The following is a 22,796-nucleotide window of genomic DNA, read 5'->3' as shown; positions in this document are numbered from 1 at the left end:
TTTTAATATTCCCTCCGCTTTCCCTATTTTGCGGTTACCTATTAGAAACTAGCTATGCAAAATATTACCAGACTTTTCGATTTTCCATATTACCAGTTGGAAAAATACAAGCTCTCTAACTGCTTTCTCGATAAGAGAAACGGCGAATGGGTACCCATGTCAACACAAGAATATGTCGACAAGGCCAATGCCATTAGCCGTGGCTTACTTCGACTGGGCGTTCAAGAAAATGATAAGGTGGCGCTCATTTCAATGACCAACCGCTCTGAGTGGAACGTTATGGATACCGGAATTCTTCAATTAGGAGCTCAAAATGTACCTATCTACCCTACCATTTCAGAAGAGGACTATGCCTATGTGCTGAATCATTCCGAGTCGAAATATTGCTTTGTTTCCTGTGCTGAAGTGTATGCTAAAGTAATGTCTGTTAAAGACCAGGTACCTAGTTTACAAGAAGTCTATTCCTTTGATGAATTGGAAAATTGTAAAAATTGGAGTGAGGTCTTGAAATTGGGTGAAGACACTTCTAACCAAGATGTTGTTGAAGATAGAAAAGCAGGGGTAAAACCAGAAACCCTTGCAACCTTAATTTACACCTCTGGTACCACCGGGCGTCCAAAGGGTGTAATGCTTTCACATGAAAATGTGGTTTTCAATGCGTTGACCAGCTCAGAACGCTTGCCCATTGAAAAAGGAAATTCTCGTTGCTTGAGTTTCTTACCGGTATGCCATATCTATGAACGTATGATGGTCTACCTATATATGTATAATGGCGTAAGCATCTACTATGCGGAGTCTATGGATAAAATTACCGACAACCTTAAAGAGGCCTCCCCTCATGTGATGACCGCCGTGCCTCGCCTCTTGGAGAAAGTATATGACAGCATTTTGACCAAAGGAACCGCCTTGACGGGACTCAAGAAGAAAATTTTCTTTTGGGCCGTTGAATTAGGATTGAAATATGAACCGTACGGACAGAATGGTTGGTGGTATGAAAAGAAATTAGGGATAGCAAAAAAATTGATTTTTAGTAAATGGAAAGAAGCCTTAGGAGGTGATCTCGAAGTCATCTCATCCGGAAGCGCCGCCCTACAACCTAGACTAGCCCGAATTTTCAATGCTGCCGGACTCGGGGTAATGGAAGGCTACGGACTCACCGAAACCTCTCCTGTAGTTTCAGTGAACGATATGCGCAATAACGGGTTTAAAATAGGAACCGTTGGTAAACTCCTGCCCGGTGTTGAAGTCAAAATTGCAGAGGACGGAGAAATTTGCGTAAAGGCTCCTAGTGTCATGCAAGGTTACTATAAAGATCCTGAGAAGACTGCCGAAGTCATGATAGATGGCTATTTTCACACCGGTGATATTGGTGAGATCGATTCAGATGGCTTTCTAAAAATAACCGATCGTAAAAAAGAAATGTTTAAAACGTCTGGTGGTAAATATGTGGCGCCCCAGCTATTGGAAAACCGGTTCAAGCAATCGCGATTCATAGAGCAATTAATGGTTGTAGGTGAGGGTGAAAAAATGCCGGCTGCCCTAATTCAACCAGACTTTCCGTATTTATTTGAATGGGCAAAACAAAATGATATTACCATTAGTGAAAATTCTGATATTGTGCTCAACGAAAAAGTACTTGCCAAATATCAAGAAGAGGTCGACCTAGCCAATGAAGCTTTTGCAAAATGGGAAAAGGTGAAGCAGTTTCGTCTGACTTCTGACGTTTGGAGTATCAATGAAGGGCATCTGACACCAACTATGAAACTACGCCGCAAGATTATTAAAGAGAAATACATCGGCCTGTACAATGATATCTATTCGCATTAGAAGTACCTCCCTTTAAACCGTTTTTAGTTTTCCCTTCTTTCAGGGGTAGCATCTAAAGACCCTGTAGATAAGTTTGTAGCATAGTAACAAACAAAATCTATATCATGAAAAACGTAATTTTTACCTATTCGGTTTTGGCTGCACTTGCCCTTACCGCATGTAGAGACAAAACAACTGCGAATACCGATGCTGAAACAAAATTAGAAACAACTGCTGAAAGCACTAGCTCTGTAGCAGGAATTCCGAATTTTCACGATGCTGACGTACAGGCTTATGTCGAAAGCTATGAAGCCTATTTGGAGGACTACAAAAAGGCCGTTGACAGTAAGGATATGACTGCTTTCGCGTCCTTGGCGACCAAAGGACAAGACTTGGCCACTAAAGCCCAAGAAGTCAGTGTAAAGGTTTCCGATGCCGATGCTGAAAAGCTAACGGCCTATATGTCTAAAAAAGCGGAAGAGCTGCAAGCGCTTTCCAAAAAAATGTTGGACTAGTGCGAATGCCATCGTATTACCCGAAACGACCTTAGACCCATTGCCTTGAAGCAGGCTTTGAGATAGTAACAGCAAGACTACGCTGCTGATAGAGCCCAGAAACAATACAAATTCGTCTTGCTTCTGGGTTTTTGATTTTGTAGGCCCAATGCCAATTTTTAAAAGGCCTCTAAAAGTTCTAAGGATATTGTAGCCCTTGTTCATAGTACCCTCCCCTATACTGTTTGTAGTATTATCACCACATTCATTTTTTTTATTACCATTTATTATGCACGCATAATAAATTTATCTATATTTGGGTTCCCACAACCAAATTTATGAAAGACGTTACAATAGATTATATCCTGCGGGCCACATGGCAGGCAGTTGCCAGAATGTATAACGAAGAAGCCAAAGAATTTGATTCGACCATGGCGGTCGGGTTTACCTTATTAAGTATCGACCCGAGAACCGGCACACCGTCAACCGCCCTAGGCCCTAAGATGGGAATGGAAGCGACAAGTTTGTCACGTATCCTGAAGAGTATGGAAGAGAAGGGTTTGATCGAGCGCAAACCGAATCCGAATGATGGCAGAGGGGTATTAATTCACTTGACAGACTTTGGCGTGGAAAAAAGGAATTACTCCAAGGAAGTAGTGCTTCAATTTGATGATGCGGTAAAGAAAAATGTTTCAGAAGAAAAATTGAATCACTTTGTTGAAGTAATGAATACCATCAACAACCTAATTTCTGAAAAGAAAATATATAATAAAGCAACAACTAATTAACAGGAATCCCATACATGAACAAGCATATTAAAAAAGTAGCGGTAATAGGTTCTGGTATTATGGGGAGCGGCATAGCTTGTCACTTCGCCAATATCGGAGTCGAAGTCTTACTCTTAGACATCGTTCCGCGAGAACTAAGCGACAAAGAAAAAGCCAAGGGACTGACCCTTGAAGACAAAGTGGTTCGAAACAGGTTGGTAAACGACTCGTTAACGGCAGCGCTAAAATCGAAACCCTCTCCCATATACAGCCAAAAGTTCGCGCAACGAATTACTACGGGAAATTTAGAAGATGACATATCTAAAATTGCTAAGGTAGATTGGATCATCGAAGTTGTAGTCGAGCGATTGGATATCAAAAAGATCGTTTTTGAAAATATAGAAAAGCATAGAACTCCTGGTACACTTATTACCTCCAATACTTCCGGTATTCCGATTCACTTTATGAGTGAAGGTCGAAGTGACGATTTCCAGAAGCATTTCTGTGGCACACATTTCTTTAATCCAGCGCGCTATTTAAAATTGTTCGAAATCATTCCTGGCCCGAAAACTTCTCCTGACGTATTGGAATTCTTAAATGGGTATGGAGAACAGTTCCTAGGAAAAACGTCGGTAATTGCAAAAGATACTCCAGCCTTTATCGGAAATCGCATTGGTATTTTTAGCATTCAGAGTCTTTTCAATATGATTAAAGACTTAGGGTTGACGGTAGAGGAAGTAGACAAACTTTCGGGTCCGGTAATCGGTCGACCGAAGTCGGCAACATTCAGAACCGTTGATGTTGTTGGTTTAGACACTTTGGTACATACCGCCAATGGGGTATATGACAATTGTCCTGAAGACGAAAAGCGTGAAACCTTCAAATTACCCGATTTCATCAACACCATGATGGAAAACAAATGGTTGGGAAGTAAAACCGGCCAAGGTTTTTACAAACGTGTGAAAGGTGAAGGCGGAAAGAAAGAAATCTTGACCTTAGACTTGGACTCGATGGAATATCGATCTAAAAAGAGTGCCAAGTTTGCTACCCTAGAGTTAACAAAAACCATAGATAAGGTCGTCGACCGTTTCGCTGTTTTAGTAGATGGAAAAGATAAGGCGGGCGAATTCTATAGAAAAAGTTTCGCTGCGCTGTTTGCATATGTATCACACCGCATTCCAGAGATCACTGATGATATCTACAAAATCGATGATGCCACCAAAGCTGGCTTTGGTTGGGAACACGGACCCTTTCAAATTTGGGATGCCATTGGGGTAGAAAAAGGATTGGAAATCATGAAGGTGGAAGGTGAAGTTGCTGCTCCTTGGGTAGCTGAGATGCTGGCTTCAGGTCAAAAATCTTTTTACGATGTAAAAGATGGTGCTACTTACACTTATGACATTCCGAAGCAATCCGTAGAAAAAATTCCAGGTCAAGATGCCTTTATCATTCTTGATAATATCCGCGAATCGAAGCAAGTATTCAAAAATGCAGGTGTGGTAGTTGAAGATTTGGGCGATGGCATTTTGAATGTGGAATTCCAGTCGAAAATGAACACGATTGGGGGGGATGTTTTAGCCGGACTTAATAAAGCTATTGATTTAGCTGAGAAAGACTTCCAAGGTTTGGTAGTTGGTAATCAAGCGGCTAATTTCTCTGTAGGTGCCAATATCGGTATGATATTCATGATGGCCGTTGAGCAAGAGTACGACGAGTTAAACATGGCCATTAAAATGTTTCAAGATACAATGATGCGCATGCGTTACTCTTCTATTCCTACGGTGGCTGCACCGCACGGAATGTCGCTTGGTGGTGGTTGCGAAATTTCGCTTCATGCCGATAAGGTAGTGGCCGCAGCAGAAACCTATATGGGCCTTGTTGAGTTTGGTGTTGGTGTGATTCCTGGCGGTGGAGGTTCTAAAGAAATGGCCCTACGTGCACAAGATACCTTTAAAAAGAATGATGTGGAGTTGAATGTCTTACAAGAATACTTCTTGACTATCGGAATGGCAAAAGTATCAACCTCAGGCTATGAGGCTTTTGATTTAGGCTTGCTTCAAAAAGGAAAAGATACTGTTGTAGTGAATAAGGATAGGCAAATCGCCACAGCCAAGGCATATGCGAAGCTAATGGCGGAAGCTGGTTACACCCAACCTCCAATGCGCAAAGACATTAAAGTACTTGGAAAACAGGCTTTAGGTATGTTCTTAGTAGGAACAGATGCTATGGAGGCAAGTCGCTATATCAGTGAACACGATAAGAAAATCGCCAATAAATTAGCTTATGTTATGGCTGGAGGTGATTTATCAGAACCGACAAGAGTATCTGAGCAATACCTCTTAGATATCGAACGTGAGGCTTTCTTATCATTATGTTCAGAGAAAAAGACTTTGGAAAGAATACAGCACATGCTTAAAACAGGTAAACCATTAAGAAATTAAGAAACATGAGAACTGCATATATAGTTAAAGGATATAGAACCGCTGTCGGAAAGGCACCCAAAGGAGTTTTCCGTTTTAAGCGTACAGATGAATTGGCGGCAGAGACCATCGATTATATGATGAAGGAATTGCCAGATTTCGATAAGAAGCGAATCGACGATGTTATCGTTGGTAACGCAATGCCCGAAGGTTCGCAGGGGTTAAACATGGCACGTTTGATTTCATTAATGGGGTTAGACATAGTAGATGTTCCGGGTGTGACCGTAAACCGTTTTTGTTCTTCAGGAATTGAAACCATCGGAATTGCAACTGCAAAAATCCAATCTGGAATGGCAGATTGTATCATTGCAGGTGGAGCTGAAAGTATGAGTGCCGTGCCCATGACCGGATACAAAACCGAGTTGAATTACGATTTGGTCAGCGAAGGTCATGAGGACTACTACTGGGGAATGGGAAATACCGCCGAAGCAGTAGCTAACGAGTACAAAGTTTCGCGTGAAGACCAAGATGAGTTCGCCTATAATTCGCATATGAAAGCCTTGAAAGCACAAGCGGAAGATCGCTTTCAAAGTCAAATCGCTCCGATAGAGGTAGAACAAACCTATTTGGACGCCAACGGCAAAAAGGCAGAAAAAAAGTATACGGTAACCAAAGATGAAGGCCCTAGAAAAGGAACTTCCGTTGAAGTTTTGAACAAACTGCGCCCTGTATTTGCAGCCGGTGGAAGTGTTACAGCGGGCAACTCGTCTCAAATGAGTGATGGAGCTGCCTTTGTTTTGATAATGAGCGAAGAAATGATGAAAGAACTGAACCTTGAACCTATTGCACGTTTGGTAAATTATGCTGCTGCAGGCGTACCCCCAAGAATTATGGGTATTGGTCCAGTTGCCGCTATTCCAAAAGCGTTGAAACAAGCTGGACTAAAACAAGACGATATTGAATTAATTGAGTTGAATGAAGCCTTTGCGTCACAGTCTTTGGCGGTGATGCGTGAGCTAAACTTGAATCAAGATATTGTAAATGTAAATGGTGGCGCAATTGCGCTAGGACATCCATTAGGATGTACTGGTGCAAAGTTATCTGTTCAGTTGTTTGACGAAATGAGAAAAAGAGAGATGAAAGGAAAATACGGAATGGTTACTATGTGTGTGGGAACGGGTCAAGGAGCTGCTGGTATTTTTGAATTTTTGAATTAGAAAAAGAAACATATATTATGAGTACTGAAACTATGAATAAAGAGATCTTACGAGGCGGACAATTCCTAGTAAAAGAAACCAAATGTGAAGATGTCTTCACTCTTGAGGATTTATCTGAAGAGCAAAGAATGATGCGCGATAGTACCAAAGAATTCGTTGACCGCGAGCTTTGGGGAGAATGGGAACGTTTCGAAAACAAAGACTACGCGTATACAGAAGAAACCATGCGTCATGCAGGTGAATTAGGCCTTTTGGGTATAGCAGTACCCGAAGCTTATGGTGGTATGGGTATGGGCTTTGTCTCCACCATGTTGGTTTGTGACTACATATCTGGGGCTACAGGATCTTTTAGTACTGCTTATGGTGCCCATACAGGAATCGGTACCATGCCCATTACCCTATATGGGAATGAGGAGCAAAAATTGAAGTATGTACCGAAACTGGCAAGTGGCGAGTGGTTTGGTGCCTATTGTCTTACCGAGCCGGGCGCCGGTTCTGACGCAAATTCTGGAAAGACCAAGGCAGTGTTGTCTGATGACGGAAACTACTATAGTATTTCAGGTCAGAAAATGTGGATTTCCAATGCAGGTTTCTGTAATATGTTCATTGTTTTTGCTCGTATAGCCGATGATAAGAATATAACCGGATTTATTGTTGAAAATGACGCGAGTAACGGAATCACCTTAGGTGATGAAGAAAAGAAATTGGGAATTCACTCCTCTTCTACGCGTCAAGTTTTCTTTAATGATACCAAAGTACCAGTTGAAAACATGCTTTCCGAAAGAGGCAATGGGTTCAAAATTGCCATGAACGCCTTGAACGTAGGGCGTATAAAACTGGCAGCAGCTTGTTTGGAAGCGCAAAGACGCGTTATTAACGAAGCTGTAAGGTATGCCAACGAACGAATTCAATTCAAAACCCCGATAATTAATTTTGGTGCCATCAAGGGTAAAATAGCCGATATGACAACCAATGCCTACGCTGGTGAATCAGCCAGTTATAGAGCAGCCAAAAACATAGAGGACAGAATTTCTCTGAGAGAAGCACAAGGTAACTCACATCAAGAAGCAGAATTGAAAGGTGTTGAAGAATATGCCATTGAATGCTCTATTCTTAAGGTTGCAGTTTCTGAAGATGTTCAGCATACAGCAGATGAAGGTGTTCAGATTTTTGGAGGCATGGGCTTCAGTGCTGAGGCTCCTATGGAGAAGGCCTGGAGAGATGCACGAATAGCACGAATCTATGAAGGCACAAACGAAATCAATCGTATGCTTGCCGTAGGCATGTTGGTAAAAAAAGCCATGAAAGGACATGTAGATCTATTAGGTCCAGCTACCGCGGTTGGAGAAGAGTTAATGGGTATTCCGTCTTTCGACGCTCCAGATTTTTCAGTGCTGTTTGCTGAGGAGAAGGACTTGGTGGCGCGATTGAAAAAAGTATTCTTAATGGTGGCAGGTTCAGCAGTTCAAAAATTCGGTCCTGAATTGGAAAAGCATCAGCAACTAATGATGGCCGCATCTGACATCTTGATTGAAGTTTATATGGCGGAAAGTACCATTCTTAGAACCGAAAAAAATGCCAAACGTTTCGGCGAGGAAGCGCAAGCCGTGCAAATAGCGATGTCGCAATTATATCTTTACAACGCCGTTGAAATAGTCATCAAAAAAGGTAGGGAAGCAATCGTTTCCTTTGCCGAAGGTGATGAGCAACGCATGATGCTTATGGGATTAAAACGTTTTACAAAATATACCAACTACCCCAATGTGGTAGCTTTACGTACTCAAATTGCCGATAAAGTAGCTGCAGACAACGGGTATACCTTTGACTAATTCAGATTGAAACTTTTGTTGAGACAGAAGTGGAAACCGTTCGCCATTTGGTGGACGGTTTTTTATTTGGTTTACAGCTGCTAAGAGGGTAAATTTAGGCATGCAGAATAAACTCCTGAAAGCGGCCTACTCTCCAGAAGATTTTAGGAAACGTGGGCATGAATTGATTGATGAATTGGCCAATCATTTAGAGGCCCAAATGCATCGTCATAGCACCCCTACTTTAGATTGGCATATTCCTGAAGACGAACGTACTTTTTGGAATAATTTCTTGGAAAATGGAGATGAATCTGAGTTGTTCGCCCAAATTCTAAAACGAATAACTGCAGTTCACAACCCCAAGTGTATTGGTCATCAAGTAACCCCAACAGCCCCCATCACAGCCCTTACCGCCATGATGAGTGGTTTGCTCAACAACGGAATGGCCATATACGAAATGGGTATGGCACCTTCCGCTATGGAACGTATTGTCACTGATTTGCTCTGTAAAAAAATTGGGTACGATGACGACTCTCGCGGATTTTTAACCTCAGGGGGCACTTTGGCGAACTTGACAGCATTGTTGTCGGCCAGAAAAGCAAAAGTCAAAAACGATATTTGGAATGAAGGCCATAAACAGGCGTTAGGAATTATGGTATCGGGAGAAGCACATTATTGCGTAGATAGGGCTGCAAAAATTATGGGCTTGGGAGAAAAAGGGATTCTAAAAATACCCGTGACGGAAGATTATAAAATGAATACCTCCCTTCTAGAAAATGAGTTCCGCAATGCAACAGCAAACGGCATTCATATATTTGCCATTGTGGGAAGCGCTCCTTCAACAGCAACAGGTGTTTACGATGATTTAGAACGTATTGCCACTTTTGCCAAAAAACAAGATATATGGTTTCATGTAGATGGAGCTCATGGCGGCGCTGCAATTTTCTCTCAAAAATACAAGTACACTGTGGCGGGTATTGACCAAGCAGATTCGGTGGTAATCGATGGACATAAAATGATGATGCTACCGACCATTACGACAGCCCTACTCTTTAAAAATGGAAATCATGCACACGCTACCTTCAATCAAAAAGCTGATTACCTCTTGGTACAGTCTGATCATGAAGATTGGTACAACAAAGCCAAGCGTACCTTTGAGTGTACCAAAACCATGATGAGCCTGCATTGGTACACCATGCTAAAAACGTATGGAGAAAGTATTTTCGACGCCTATGTCACTCAGTTGTATGATATGGGAAAAAAGTTTGGATCGTTGGTGCAACAACATCCCAATTTTGAATTGGCCATTGCACCTAATTCTAATATCATCTGCTTCCGATACGTTGATAACAATTTAAATTTGAATACCTTAAACGAAATAAATTCCAAAATCCGGCAGCAGTTATTGGAAGAGGGAGAATTTTATATCGTACACACCAAATTAAAGGGAATACACTATTTACGATGTACAGTGATGAATCCCTTTACGACTGAAGAACATTTTAAAATCCTACTTGAAAAAGTCATGGAAAAATTAGAAGTTCTATTATCCATAAAAAACTAAGAACCTATGAAAAAATTACTAACGCTTACTTTACTCTTTATAAGTATTCAACTTTCCGCTCAACCAAACACAGAAGTTTACTTGATGGATATCACCCATGCAGATGGAAAAATGAAGCTAAGCAACCTAAGAAATATATCGAACAATGAAGGTTATGACAACCAACCTTCTTTTTACGATGAGAACACTATTTTATTTGCAGGTACGAGGAATGGACAAACCGATATTGCCAGGTACACTATTAAATCAAGTAGCATTTCATGGATTATTGATACTGCTGGTGGCAGTGAATACTCACCTTTGAGAATTCCGAAATCAACAGCTATTTCTGCAGTGCGTTTAGACACTTCTGGACTTCAACGTTTGTATGAATATGATACCTCTAATGGAGCTTCTAAAGTCATAAGAAAAGATGCGAAAGTTGGCTATCATGTTTGGTATTCCGATGATATTCTTGTCCATACCATTTTAGTAGACAACAGAATGGATTTGGTAGTTTCAAATCTAACGGACGGAACCCATACTACGGTTCAAAAACAAGTTGGAAGATCTTTGCATAAAATTCCGGATACAGAATTGGTAAGTTACATTGCAAAAGATCAAGAAAATTGGTTTGTCAAATCGCTTCATCCTATTACCGGAGCAACGGAGATCATTTCTCAATTACCTCCTACAACAGAGGATATTACTTGGATGGCCGATGGCAGCATGCTGACTGCAACCGGCAACCTACTGTATAGGTTCAAACCTGAATCTAAAGAAAACCCAGAATCAATTAACCTTTCTGAATATGAGGAAATCAATTCTGTTTCTAGAATGGCCGTAAGTCCCGATGGTAAATATTTGGCATTAGTTGCTCAAGAGCCGATAAGTAAGATTGTGCAAAAACAAGTTGATTCTTATAACGCAGGTGATTTAGATGCCTTTGTAAATTGTTATTCAGAAAACGTATTAGTTACTAATTTCCCAGCTGACACCCTATACGTCGGTCGTGAAAAGATGCGGAGGAATTACAGCGGTCTTTCACCAGACAACAAAGTATACGAAGTTGAAGTTGTCAATCGAATTACTATCGGCAATAAAGTAATCGACCAAGAAAAGGTGACAAAAAATGGTGTGTTTCAACAATTTCAGGTGGCACTTTATGAGGTTGAAAATAACGCCATTTCTAGCATGAGGTTTATTTTTGATGATAAGGCGGCACCAAATCCAGAGACAATTGTCCAAAAACAATTGGATAAATATAATGCTAGAGACATTGATGGTTTCTTACAAACCTATACGGAAGATGTGCAGCTATTTAATTTTCCTGACCAAGAAAGGTCAAAAGGGCAAGAAGAAATGCGAAAAGGCTACGCTGGGTTTTTCGAGTCCACTCCTGATTTACACTGTGAAATAAAAAATAGAATAGTTATTCGCAACATTGTGATTGATGAAGAATACATTACGGCAAACGGAAATAATTTTAGCGCGGTTGCAGTCTACGAAGTAGAAAACGGGAAGATAGCTAAAGTCACCTTTGTGCGATAAAATTTTTGAAACCAAAACCACATATTCTTCCGATAATCATTCTTTCGCAATTTGCCTGTACTTCTTTGTGGTTTGCGGGCAATGCAATTATCGATGAACTCACCTTAAAAACCGGACTTGGCAATGAAATCATAGGCTATGTTCTCTCATCTGTACAATTTGGTTTTATCACAGGAACTTTAGTATTTGCTGTCTTGATGATAGCGGATCGGTTTTCGCCTTCTCTTGTGTTTCTAGTTTGTGCATTGCTAGCTGCCGGATGTAACTTGGTTTTGCTTTTCGAGGAAATCTCAAAATGGGTGCTGCTTTCAGCACGTTTTGGTACCGGTTTTTTCTTGGCCGGAATTTATCCGGTGGGAATGAAAATCGCAGCAGACTACTACGAAAAAGGACTGGGTAAAGCTTTGGGGTTTTTAGTTGGAGCATTGGTGTTAGGCACATCACTACCCTATTTGGTCAGTGGCACGGAGTTCGGAAACAATCCCGACACGGTTATAAAAACCGTCTCCATACTATCCGTTTTGGGTGGAATTTCACTCTGGTTGCTAGTCCCAAATGGTCCGTTTCGAAAACCAAGTACCCAACTGCAATTGAACGCAGGCTCGAAACTTTTTAAAATCTCCGGTTACCGAAAGGCGGCCTTGGGGTATTTTGGCCACATGTGGGAACTCTATGCGTTTTGGGCCTTTACCCCCTTAGCGATTCAAACCTTTAACCTTCTGAATTCAGAAACACTGTCCGTACCTATATGGACTGGCATTGTGATCGCTTTGGGCGGATTATCATGTATTCTAGGTGGGCTTCTTGCTCAAAAAATAGGCAGTCACAAAGTTGCCTCTAGCGCCCTGGCATTATCAGGGTTATTGTGTTTGCTTTCAACACTATTCTTTCAATTGCCAACTTCTTTATTCCTATTAGGCTGGTGCCTTTGGGGAATGGCGGTTACCGCAGATTCTCCGCAATTTTCGAATTTGGTGGCTAGCGCGATTCCTGCAGAGTTAAAAGGCACCGGACTTACGCTTGTCAACTGCGTCGGTTTTGCGATTAGTATTGTTAGTATTCAGATGTTATCTTATCTCTCCGAAACGATCAACCCTAAACAGCTGTTTTTAATACTGGCAATAGGTCCTTTGCTTGGTTTGATAAGTCTTGGAAAAAAATCCAGTTAATTTTAATACATTGTATACTTCTAACTGACCAATGACATATCCACATAACATAAGTAGAATTGAAGCATTAAGCGATGCGGTTTTCGCCTTTGCCGCAACCCTCTTAGTAGTGTCAGTAGGTATGGAGAAAAGTAGTTCAGTAATACAAATAGATTGGTTGGCATTTATAGGCTTCGGAGTCAGTTTTTTCGTTTTGCTGGCCTTGTGGTTTTTACACTACAACTTTTTCAGAAGAACGAAATACCTTGATGAAGTGATTATCGCACTGAATGCAGTATTATTGTTTGTCGTACTATATTATGTTTTCCCCTTAAAATCTCTTATCAATTCGATGACAGGCATGCAGCGACTGTCTTTTGAGGAAGTAGCCGAACTTTTTCAGCTATATAGCCTGGGCTTCTTCCTTATTTTTTTGTGCTTTTGTTTAATGTATTACAGGGCTTATATTAAAACCAAGGTTACGGAGCCAAATCACGATTTACTATTCTATTCCAGACACTTTGCAATTTTTGTCCTAGTGTCTGCTTTATCTATCATTATTGCCAAATCAAAAGTTGGAATACTGTGGGCACTACCGGGATTGATTTATATGTTACTCGGACCATTATGTTATTTTCACGGGGTATATTTTGCTAAAAAGTTTAAACTCGATTAAAATGAAAAAGATTACAATTTTACTTTTCTTGATTTCGTCATTCGCATTCTCTCAAACTGATCAGCGTTTATATGACATCATTGATGCCGTTTCTGCTGACCGAATCAAAAAAGATGTTACCACTTTAGCGAACTTCGGTACGCGACACACCTTAAGTGATACCGTTTCAACCACGCGAGGAATAGGCGCCGCCCGAAGATGGATTAAAAGCGAATTCGACAAAATTTCAGAAGATTGCGGCAATTGTTTGGATGTTTCCTTTCAGAGAGATCTCGTAAAAAAAGGAACCAACCAACGCATCGTGAAAGACGTTTATATCGTGAATGTAGTGGCTGTTCAAAAAGGAACCAAATATCCCAATCGCTATATCATTATGAGTGGCGATATTGATTCTCGTGTAAGTGACCCCACCAACTTTACAGATGAATCTCCCGGTGCGAATGACAATGCAAGTGGAATGGCGGGCACCATTGAGGCCGCTCGTGTACTCTCTAAATACAAATTTGAAAACAGCATTATCTATTTGGGCCTTTCTGGAGAAGAGCAAGGTTTGTTCGGCGGTCAAGGGTTAGTAAAGCAAATGAAAGCTGACGGTTGGAATATCATAGGGATTTTCAATAACGATATGATAGGTAACATCACTGGGGTTGATGGGGTCATCAGTAATCGTGATTTTCGAATTTTCTCTGAACCCGTTCCGGCAACTGAAACTGAAAACCAACGCAGAGCAAGACGTTTTTACGGTGGTGAAGTTGACGGGATTTCGCGACAGTTAGCACGTTATGTGCATAAAACGACCAAAACCTATATGCCCGAAATGAACCCCATGATGATTTACCGCTTAGACCGTTTTGGCCGAGGTGGGCATCACCGCCCCTTTAATGATGCAGGGTATGCAGGTATTCGTATCATGGAGGCTCATGAGAACTATACCCAACAACATCAAGATATCAGAACAGAGAATGGCATCAACTATGGGGATGTCTTAGCGCATGTGAATTTTGACTATGCTAAAAAACTTACCGCAGTAAATGCTATCAACCTGGCGTCTTTGGCTTGGGCACCTGCCGCCCCGGCAAAAGTCGAAATTGGTGGAATCGTAGAACCTTCGGCTAAATTCAAATGGACTAAAGTAGATGGGGCGATTGGATACAAAATCTATTGGAGAGATACCACCTCCCCTACCTGGGACAACAGTCGTTTTGTTGGAGACCTATCTGAATACACCCTTGATGGCATCGTTATTGATAATTTTTTCTTTGGAGTTTCGGCAGTGGGACAGAACGGTTTTGAAAGCCCGGTAGTTTTTCCAAATGCCGTATTTCGGTAACAATAGAAGAATGGTCAGAGCAAGCACATTAGATCACTAAAAGCATAAATAATGATTAAAAAATCGGTTGGGGTATTGGTGGCCCTTAGCTTCACCATAGCGGCCCAGGCCCAATTTACACAACAAGATACCTTAAGGGGCAGCATAACCCCTGAAAGGGCTTGGTGGGATTTGAATTATTATGATCTGAACGTAAAAGTTCAACCCGATAAAAAGTTTATTTCTGGGTATAATATCATCAGGTATAAGGTATTGGAAGCGCATCAAGTAATGCAAATTGATTTGCAAGAACCGCTGAAAATTACAGGTATTTCTCAAAATGATGAGCAGTTAGATTATAGTAGAATTGGATCTGCCTACTTTATCAATTTAAGGAAGAAACAAGTTCCTGGAACCTATAATGAACTCTATGTACAATACTCGGGAAATCCGAAAGAAGCGGTTAGAGCACCATGGGATGGGGGTTTTTCCTGGAGCAAGGACGACAATAATAAGCACTTCGTAGCAACCTCATGTCAAGGCTTGGGGGCGAGCGTATGGTGGCCCAACAAAGACCATATGTACGATGAAGTAGACAGCATGCGCATCGCCATTGATGTACCAAAAGATTTGGTCGCCGTTGCTAATGGCCGACTTCGAGAGGAATACGCATATGACAACAGTGATTATAAATTGTATGAATGGTTTGTTTCTAACCCTATCAATAATTACGGTGTTAATGTTAACATTGGAGATTATGTGCACTTCGGTGAAAAGTACGAAGGTGAAAAAGGTAGCCTTGATATGGATTATTGGGTGCTACGCGATGATTTGGAAAAGGCGAAGGTGCAGTTTAAACAGGCCTCTAAAATGATGGAAGCATTTGAACATTGGTTTGGCCCCTACCCCTTTTATGAAGACAGTTTCAAACTAGTTCAAGTGCCTTATTTGGGCATGGAACATCAAAGCTCGATCACCTACGGAAATCAATGGAAACAAGGGTACTTGGGCCGTGATTTGTCAAATACAGGTTGGGGATTAAAATTTGATTTTATAATCATACATGAGGCCGGCCATGAATGGTTTGCCAACAATATCACCTACAAAGATATTGCCGACATGTGGGTGCACGAAGGCTTTACTTCATACTCAGAGAACTTATACCTCGACTACCATTTTGGAAAAAAAGCAGCAGAGGATTATGTGATCGGATTGCGGGCGAACATTCTGAATGACAAGCCCATTATTGGTGCATATAACGTAAATCAAAGAGGGAGCAACGATATGTATTACAAAGGTTCTAACCTTTTGCATACCATTCGGCAATTGGTAAATGATGATGAAAAGTGGCGCCAGGTGTTGCGCGGACTCAATACCGATTTTTATCATCAAACCGTTACTAGCGAGCAAATTGAAGATTACCTCTCTGAGAAATCTGGCTTAGATTTATCCAAAACTTTTGACCAGTATCTGCGTACTGCTGATATTCCGGTTTTGGAATACAAGATCGAAGCAGATGGAAAATTGAGCTATCGCTACACCAATGTAGTTGATGGGTTTGCTATGCCACTGCGTATATTTGTAAATGAGAAAGCCTATGATATTCATCCTTCCTCCGTATGGAAAACAGAAAAATTGGATGGAAATCTGAATACCTTGAAAATAGACAGAAATTTTTATGTGAAACAGAAACGTGCTAGTTGAATCACTACAACTTTGAGATGAACATCACTAAGTACTCATTCTGTTATTTATCCATTCTTCTTTTACTACATACCTCTTGTTCTAAAAAGAAATCCGACAAAGACAAGCAGATCTCCACTAGACCCAATATCGTTTTGATAATGGCAGATGATATCGGTATTTCTGACTTAGGTAGTTATGGAGGTGAGATCAAGACACCCAACATTGATTTTCTGGCAGAGGAAGGTTTGCGATTTACTACTTTCTACAATATGGCAAAATGCAATCCTACGAGATCTTCGATGCTTACCGGACGCTATAACGGAGGAAACGGTGCGGTGCACTTGGCTCATCTTACCAAACAAGCTGGTTATACAAATTTAATGAGTGGAAAAGAGCACTTTGACAAGTGGGTACCTGAATACTGTCGAGCAGAAAACGTTTTTGACCAGTCCTTCTATTTTTGGGCTACTACCGAATACTTTCTTCCACCATCTGGGGTGTATGAAAGGCCCTTTTATCTCAATGGGAAACAAATAGACGCAACAGAGATCAAGCACGAGATTTCTCCCATGTATAAAACAGATTTTATAACGGATTATGCTTTAAATTGGTTAGATGAAGCCCTGCAAAAAGAAGCCCCATTCTTTTTATATCTTCCCTATCATGCTGCTCATTATCCGTTACAAGCAAGACCAGAAGATATTCTGAAATACAGAGGAAAATATTTACAAGGTTGGGATACCTTGCGACGGCAACGATATGCAAAAATGAAAGCGTTAAATGTGCTCCCTAAAAATGCGAAGCTAAGCCCACCAGAAGATAATTTGAATAAACTGCGTGCGCCACTAATACCAGCCTATACCAACTATTCACCTTGGGCCGAATTCTCAGATGCACAAAAAGATTCGCTAGATCTAGAAATGGCCGTCTATGCTGCTATTATAGATCGAATGGATCAAAACATTGGAAGGGTTCTAAGTACCCTAAAAGCAAAGGGGCAATTAGAAAACACCATAGTACTTTTTTTAGTCGACAACGGATCATGTCCTTTTTACACCAATAAGATAAAGGACATTGCGCCAGGACCGGCCAATTCATATTGGAGTCTTCGAACTTCTTGGGCAAATTTGGCGAACACTCCATATAGACAGTATAAGCAATGTGGTCATGAAGGTGGAAGCCATACACCTTTTATCGCCTATTGGCCGAATACAATTAAACCAGGCTCCTTTACAGATCAAGCTGGTCATGTAGTTGATTTGGCACCCACATTTTTGGATATTTTAGAGACGAGCTATCCAGATTCGATAAACGGTTATAAAACGTTACCATTGCATGGCAGTTCGTTATTGCCCATTTTTAAAGGGGAGCAACGTCATGAACCAGATTATTTCATTTCGGGCCTAGAAAAATTCAGAATGTTTCGAAGCGAAGATTACAAAATCGTAAGATTAAACAATGGCGAATGGGAATTGTATAATATTAAAGAAGACCCAACGGAGTTAAACAATCTCGCTTTGCTTTTTCCCAAAAAATTAGAAGATATGCAATTGAAATACCAAAAAATAGCGCCTATCTTGAACAAAACTGAATATGCCACTTCGCGCTAGAGCTTGCCCTTATAGGTGACGAAATTATCCCAAATACGCCAAGACATTGGCTTCAATCCGTTCTTGAATATTCGATATATCTGCCTTGACAAAAGTCTCTCCAGTAATATTCTCGTACAATTCAATATATCTTTCAGAAACCGTATCAATATAGGCATCAGACATATGAGGAACTGTTTGGCCTTCTAGGCCCTGAAAATTATTGGAAATTAGCCACTGCCGTACAAATTCTTTCGAAAGCTGTTTTTGAGCTTCTCCCCTATCTTGACGCTCTTGATAGCCATCGGCGTAAAAATAACGAGAGGAATCGGGGGTATGGATCTCATCGATAAGAACAATCTTGCCATCCTGGGTTTTTCCAAATTCGTATTTGGTATCTACCAGTATTAATCCCTGCTCTGCAGCGATTGCTGTTCCTCTTTGGAACAAAGCTTTGGTATACTTCTCAAGTACTTCATAGTCGGCTTCAGAAACAATAGCTCGCTTTAAAATATCCTCTTTAGAAATATCTTCATCGTGGTTTCCTTGTTCTGCTTTCGTTGCAGGGGTAATGATAGGTTCTGGAAATTTATCATTTTCCTGCATTCCCTCAGGCATGGTAACGCCACACAACATTCTTCGGCCGGCTTTGTATTCACGCGCCGCATGACCCGACATATAGCCACGAATCACCATCTCGACCATAAATGGTTCACAAGCATGTCCTATTGCAACATTTGGATCTGGGGTGGCTGTTAACCAATTTGGGACAATATCGGCTGTAGCAGCCATCATTTTAGTGGCAATCTGGTTTAAAATCTGACCTTTATACGGAATACCCTTGGGCATTACCACATCAAAAGCGGAAAGCCTATCGGTGGCAATCATAACTAAAACATCATTTTCGAGAGAATAGACTTCTCTTACCTTTCCTTTGTAGACACTTTTCTGATTTGGGAAACTGAAATTGGTATCGGTAATGGTATTACTCATATTAACTATTGAATGTCGCTACACTTATTTTCAAACACGAATTGCACTATTGCTCACTAACCCAGCCAACCGCCATTGTCAACCTAGTTCTGATGTTCTATACTTTTGTAAGCAGAAATAACTTTCTTGACGAGTTTATGGCGAATAACATCTTTATCATCAAGATACACTACCGAAATTCCTTCTACATTTTGAAGTACCAAAATGGCTTCTTTTAAACCCGATATGACTCTTCTGGGCAAATCAATCTGACCCGGATCGCCAGTAATTAAGAATTTTGCGTTTTTTCCCATACGAGTTAAGAACATTTTCATCTGCGCATGGGTAGTGTTTTGTGCTTCATCTAAAATAACAAAAGCATTGTCTAAAGTACGCCCTCGCATGAATGCCATGGGGGCAATTTGAATAGTGCCGTTTTCGATGTAATGTGTTAATTTTTCTGGGGAGATCATATCACGCAATGCATCGTAAAGTGGTTGCATATACGGATCTAACTTTTCCTTCAAGTCTCCCGGGAGAAACCCAAGATTTTCGCCGGCTTCAACCGCAGGTCTTGTTAAAATTATACGCTTTACCTGCTTCTCTTTCAGTGCTTTAACAGCAAGAGCAACCCCAGTATAGGTTTTTCCAGTTCCCGCTGGGCCAATGGCGAATACCATATCGTTTTTCTTAGCCGCATCAACCAGTTTTCGTTGATTGACGGTCTGAGCTTTTATCAATCTTCCTGCAACTCCGTGGACCAATGTTTCACCTGCTTTTTCCGAAGATTTGGTTTCTTCTACACTCTTAGCTGTGAGTACGCGTTCTATGGCATTTTCATCAATCTTATTGTACTTAATATAGTGATTGGCCAACATATCAAAGCGTTTGTCGAACTCCTCAAGCAGCTCCTCATCACCATAGGCTTTAATTTTGCTCCCACGTGCTACAATCTTGAGTTTTGGAAAATATTTCTTGATTAAATTGATGTTCTCATTGCCCTGCCCAAAAAACTCTCTGGGGCTGATATCGGTAAGTTCTAGTATTAGTTCGTTCAAAAAGCGAGGTGTTTGGGTTATGCCGATAAATATAATTTCGCCCGGCTATTTTTTTGATTAATTTTACAGGATAAAAGTAAACAAATTATACCTTTTCTTAACCAAAAACATATCAACATTGCTGCATGGCAATTATCACCCTCACTACTGATTTCGGACTAAAAGATCACTTTGTGGGCGCTCTTAAGGGAAGTATATACCAAGAATTGCCCAACGCGAAAATTGTTGATATTTCACATGGTATTAGTCCGTTTAACATTCAGGAATGCGCCTACATTCTAGAAAATTCATACAAAAGCTTCCCTGAAGGTACCATTCATATTATTGGGGTAGATTCAGAACCCACACAAGAAAATCAGCATATTGCCGTATTGCTTGATGGCCATTATTTTATAACATCGAACAATGGGGTAATTGGTTTATTGACATCCGAGATCAATCCGGAGAAGGTTGTGGAGATAAATATTCCCAATCCGTTACACGGATCATTTCCTGTCATGGATGTATTTATTCAGGTAGCTTGCCATATCGCAAGGGGTGGAACTTTGGAGGTAGTTGGGAAACCTTTCGATCAACTTAAAGATTTGATTGGGTTTCTTCCAAGTGTAACCGATAATGGCAATAAAATTATAGGTAGCGTTATTTATATCGACAACTATGGCAACGTGGTCACCAACATTCGCAAAAAGTTCTTTGAAGCTTATAGAAAAGGAAGAGATTTCGAACTAAATGCACGCACAACCAAAATCAAGCAAATTCACAATACGTATAGTGACATTATTAATTTTAATCTTGAAAAAGGAAAACGAAAAGGTGCGGGCGATTTGCTCGCGCTCTTTAACTCCTCAGAATATATTGAATTGGCCATTTATAAAAGTGATTTGAATACCGTGGGTGCCGCTTCTTCGCTCTTGGGGCTTGATTATCGAGATACCATAACCATAAACTTCCTGTAAATGTTGGTACGTATTGTTAAAATGAAGTTTGAACCAGAAAACCTTCCTCGCTTTATGACCATTTTCGAGGAAAGTAAACAAGCGATACGGTCTTTTAAAGGTTGTAACTTTCTCGAACTGTATCAAGACAAGCATGATGCCACTGTATTTTTTACGTATAGTTTTTGGGAAAACGAAAGCGATTTAGAAGCCTATAGAAACTCGAATTTCTTTAAGTCTGTTTGGGCGAAAACTAAGATTTTGTTTGCCGATAAACCCGAAGCATGGAGCCTAAATAAGATTGTCAGTTTAGCCTGAAAGACTTACATGCAATGCTAGAAACTTCTGTGAAGGGTGCCATGCACTAATTGTACTTATAAACATTGTAACTGAAAACCAAAAAAAATTGCATTCGAGCGTGGTGCATGGTATTGACAAAAGGGCAAACATATCAATTCGTTAGCCAACATATTCAACTAAAGATTTCTTATTTTTAAACGCCGAAATGGAGCCCAAAAGTGTTAATAAGTTTGTTTCGCTAAAAAGACGAATTCAGATATCTTTGTTTGCCTAGCAGAAGTGATACTTAAGGCTTCACTTTTTAAGTAAAAAGTACAAACGCAACTAAAATATAGAGCAGATGAAATTCATTGTATCCAGCACCTATCTTTTGAAACAACTACAGGTTTTGGGTGGTGTTATCAACAACAGTAATACCTTACCAATTTTGGATAATTTCTTGTTCGATTTAAAACAAAATAAATTAACCGTTTCAGCCTCCGACCTAGAGACCACGATGAGTTCTGTTTTGAATGTTGATTCAGATAATGAAGGCGTAATTGCCGTACCAGCACGTCTGTTGTTAGAAACTTTGAAAACTTTCCCAGAACAACCCTTGACTTTTGTTGTTGAAGACAATAATACGGTCGAGATCAGTTCCAATCACGGAAAATATGCCTTGGCCTATGCTGATGGTGCAGAATTCCCCAAAGCCGTTGAACTTGCGAACCCGAGTGCAACAACTATTTTGGGTGATATTCTTGCAACGGCCATACACAAAACCATTTTTGCTGCTGGCAATGACGATTTGCGGCCCGTAATGAGTGGTGTCTTTTTTCAATTTTCTCCTGAGAATTTGACCTTCGTCGCCACTGATGCCCATAAATTGGTAAAATATCAACGTGAAGATGTTTCGGCTTCGCAGGTCGCAGAATTCATTATGCCTAAAAAGCCATTGAATCTCTTGAAAGGAATTTTGGCTGGCAGTGAATCTGATGTGGTTATCGAATACAATGACAGTAACGCCAAGTTCAGTTTTGATGAAACGGAGTTGATTTGTCGTTTGATAGACGGAAAATACCCGAATTACGAAGCTGTAATTCCAAAGGAAAACCCAAACAAGTTAACGATTTCAAGAAATCAGTTCTTGAGCTCCGTGCGTAGGGTTTCTATTTTCTCAAACAAAACGACCCACCAAATTCGCTTAAAAATTGCAGGTGCCGAGCTAAATATTTCGGCAGAAGATATCGATTACAGTAACAAAGCGGAAGAGCGTTTGACCTGTGCGTACCAAGGTGATGACATGCAAATAGGTTTTAACTCACGTTTTTTAACCGAAATGTTGAACAATCTTTCTTCAGATGAAGTATCGCTAGAAATGAGCTTGCCCAATAGAGCAGGAATTTTGACCCCTTCAGATGGATTGGACGAAGGAGAAAATGTTACGATGTTAGTTATGCCAGTGATGTTGAATAGCTAGAACAAAAATTACTATAGAAAAACCCTGAAGAACACACTTCAGGGTTTTTTATTTTAAG

18 protein-coding genes are annotated in these 22,796 nt (G+C 40.6%); 16 read left to right on the top strand and 2 right to left on the bottom strand.

The features are described from left to right. Positions 1-54: 54 nt before the first annotated feature. The 13 genes from ABJN95_RS10300 (at position 55) to ABJN95_RS10240 (ending at position 18,035) form a co-directional block, all read left to right on the top strand. Positions 55-1,827, top strand: a complete 1,773-nt coding sequence (locus tag ABJN95_RS10300) for an AMP-dependent synthetase/ligase (protein ID WP_348370315.1) — start codon at positions 55-57, stop codon at positions 1,825-1,827. Between the two features lie 104 nt (positions 1,828-1,931). Further along, entirely contained in the window at positions 1,932-2,321 is a 390-nt protein-coding gene (locus tag ABJN95_RS10295; RefSeq protein WP_348370314.1) for a hypothetical protein, read from the top strand. Positions 2,322-2,638: 317 nt separating this feature from the next. Beyond that, positions 2,639-3,088 (top strand): MarR family transcriptional regulator, encoded by a 450-nt coding sequence (locus ABJN95_RS10290; RefSeq protein ID WP_348370313.1) that lies wholly within the window; start codon positions 2,639-2,641, stop codon positions 3,086-3,088. 14 nt (positions 3,089-3,102) lie between these two features. After that, a complete protein-coding gene (locus tag ABJN95_RS10285; protein ID WP_348370312.1) occupies positions 3,103-5,508 on the top strand; it encodes a 3-hydroxyacyl-CoA dehydrogenase NAD-binding domain-containing protein in 2,406 nt (801 codons plus the stop codon). A 5-nt stretch (positions 5,509-5,513) separates the two neighbouring features. Beyond that, complete coding sequence (locus ABJN95_RS10280) at positions 5,514-6,704, top strand: acetyl-CoA C-acyltransferase (RefSeq protein WP_348370311.1); 1,191 nt, start codon at positions 5,514-5,516, stop codon at positions 6,702-6,704. Between the two features lie 17 nt (positions 6,705-6,721). After that, on the top strand, positions 6,722-8,533 hold the full coding sequence (locus ABJN95_RS10275; protein WP_348370310.1) for an acyl-CoA dehydrogenase family protein: 1,812 nt from the start codon (positions 6,722-6,724) through the stop codon (positions 8,531-8,533). 100 nt (positions 8,534-8,633) lie between these two features. Continuing rightward, a complete protein-coding gene (locus ABJN95_RS10270) occupies positions 8,634-10,076 on the top strand; it encodes an aminotransferase class V-fold PLP-dependent enzyme (RefSeq protein WP_348370309.1) in 1,443 nt (480 codons plus the stop codon). A 6-nt stretch (positions 10,077-10,082) separates the two neighbouring features. Further along, complete coding sequence (locus ABJN95_RS10265) at positions 10,083-11,606, top strand: nuclear transport factor 2 family protein (protein ID WP_348370308.1); 1,524 nt, start codon at positions 10,083-10,085, stop codon at positions 11,604-11,606. A gap of 5 nt (positions 11,607-11,611) precedes the next feature. Continuing rightward, on the top strand, positions 11,612-12,775 hold the full coding sequence (locus tag ABJN95_RS10260; RefSeq protein WP_348370307.1) for an MFS transporter: 1,164 nt from the start codon (positions 11,612-11,614) through the stop codon (positions 12,773-12,775). 31 nt (positions 12,776-12,806) lie between these two features. Continuing rightward, complete coding sequence (locus ABJN95_RS10255) at positions 12,807-13,430, top strand: TMEM175 family protein (protein WP_348370306.1); 624 nt, start codon at positions 12,807-12,809, stop codon at positions 13,428-13,430. A gap of 1 nt (position 13,431) precedes the next feature. Next, entirely contained in the window at positions 13,432-14,760 is a 1,329-nt protein-coding gene (locus tag ABJN95_RS10250; protein ID WP_348370305.1) for a M28 family metallopeptidase, read from the top strand. A gap of 51 nt (positions 14,761-14,811) precedes the next feature. Beyond that, positions 14,812-16,443 carry a M1 family metallopeptidase gene (locus ABJN95_RS10245; RefSeq protein WP_348370304.1) on the top strand — a complete coding sequence of 544 codons (1,632 nt, stop codon included), beginning with the start codon at positions 14,812-14,814 and terminating at the stop codon, positions 16,441-16,443. Between the two features lie 17 nt (positions 16,444-16,460). Beyond that, complete coding sequence (locus ABJN95_RS10240; RefSeq protein ID WP_348370303.1) at positions 16,461-18,035, top strand: arylsulfatase; 1,575 nt, start codon at positions 16,461-16,463, stop codon at positions 18,033-18,035. Positions 18,036-18,059: 24 nt separating this feature from the next. On the opposite strand, the gene ABJN95_RS10235 is transcribed toward ABJN95_RS10240, so the two are convergent. Beyond that, the gene (locus tag ABJN95_RS10235; protein ID WP_348370302.1) at positions 18,060-19,007 is read right to left on the bottom strand and encodes a phosphoribosylaminoimidazolesuccinocarboxamide synthase; all 948 of its coding nucleotides are present in this window, start codon (positions 19,005-19,007) and stop codon (positions 18,060-18,062) included. A gap of 83 nt (positions 19,008-19,090) precedes the next feature. Continuing rightward, entirely contained in the window at positions 19,091-20,044 is a 954-nt protein-coding gene (locus tag ABJN95_RS10230) for a PhoH family protein (protein WP_348370301.1), read from the bottom strand. A 125-nt stretch (positions 20,045-20,169) separates the two neighbouring features. On the opposite strand from ABJN95_RS10230, the gene ABJN95_RS10225 reads away from it, so the two are divergent. From ABJN95_RS10225 to dnaN, 3 genes are all read left to right on the top strand, one after another. Continuing rightward, entirely contained in the window at positions 20,170-21,000 is an 831-nt protein-coding gene (locus tag ABJN95_RS10225; RefSeq protein ID WP_348370300.1) for an SAM-dependent chlorinase/fluorinase, read from the top strand. Beyond that, complete coding sequence (locus ABJN95_RS10220; protein WP_348370299.1) at positions 21,001-21,297, top strand: antibiotic biosynthesis monooxygenase family protein; 297 nt, start codon at positions 21,001-21,003, stop codon at positions 21,295-21,297. It begins immediately after the preceding gene. A gap of 322 nt (positions 21,298-21,619) precedes the next feature. After that, on the top strand, positions 21,620-22,738 hold the full coding sequence (dnaN, locus tag ABJN95_RS10215; protein ID WP_348370298.1) for a DNA polymerase III subunit beta: 1,119 nt from the start codon (positions 21,620-21,622) through the stop codon (positions 22,736-22,738). Positions 22,739-22,796 lie beyond the last annotated feature (58 nt).

The sequence above is a fragment of the Maribacter sp. genome (assembly GCF_039974175.1).
Taxonomy (GTDB): domain Bacteria; phylum Bacteroidota; class Bacteroidia; order Flavobacteriales; family Flavobacteriaceae; genus Maribacter_C.
This window is presented reverse-complemented; position numbering and strand designations above follow the sequence as displayed.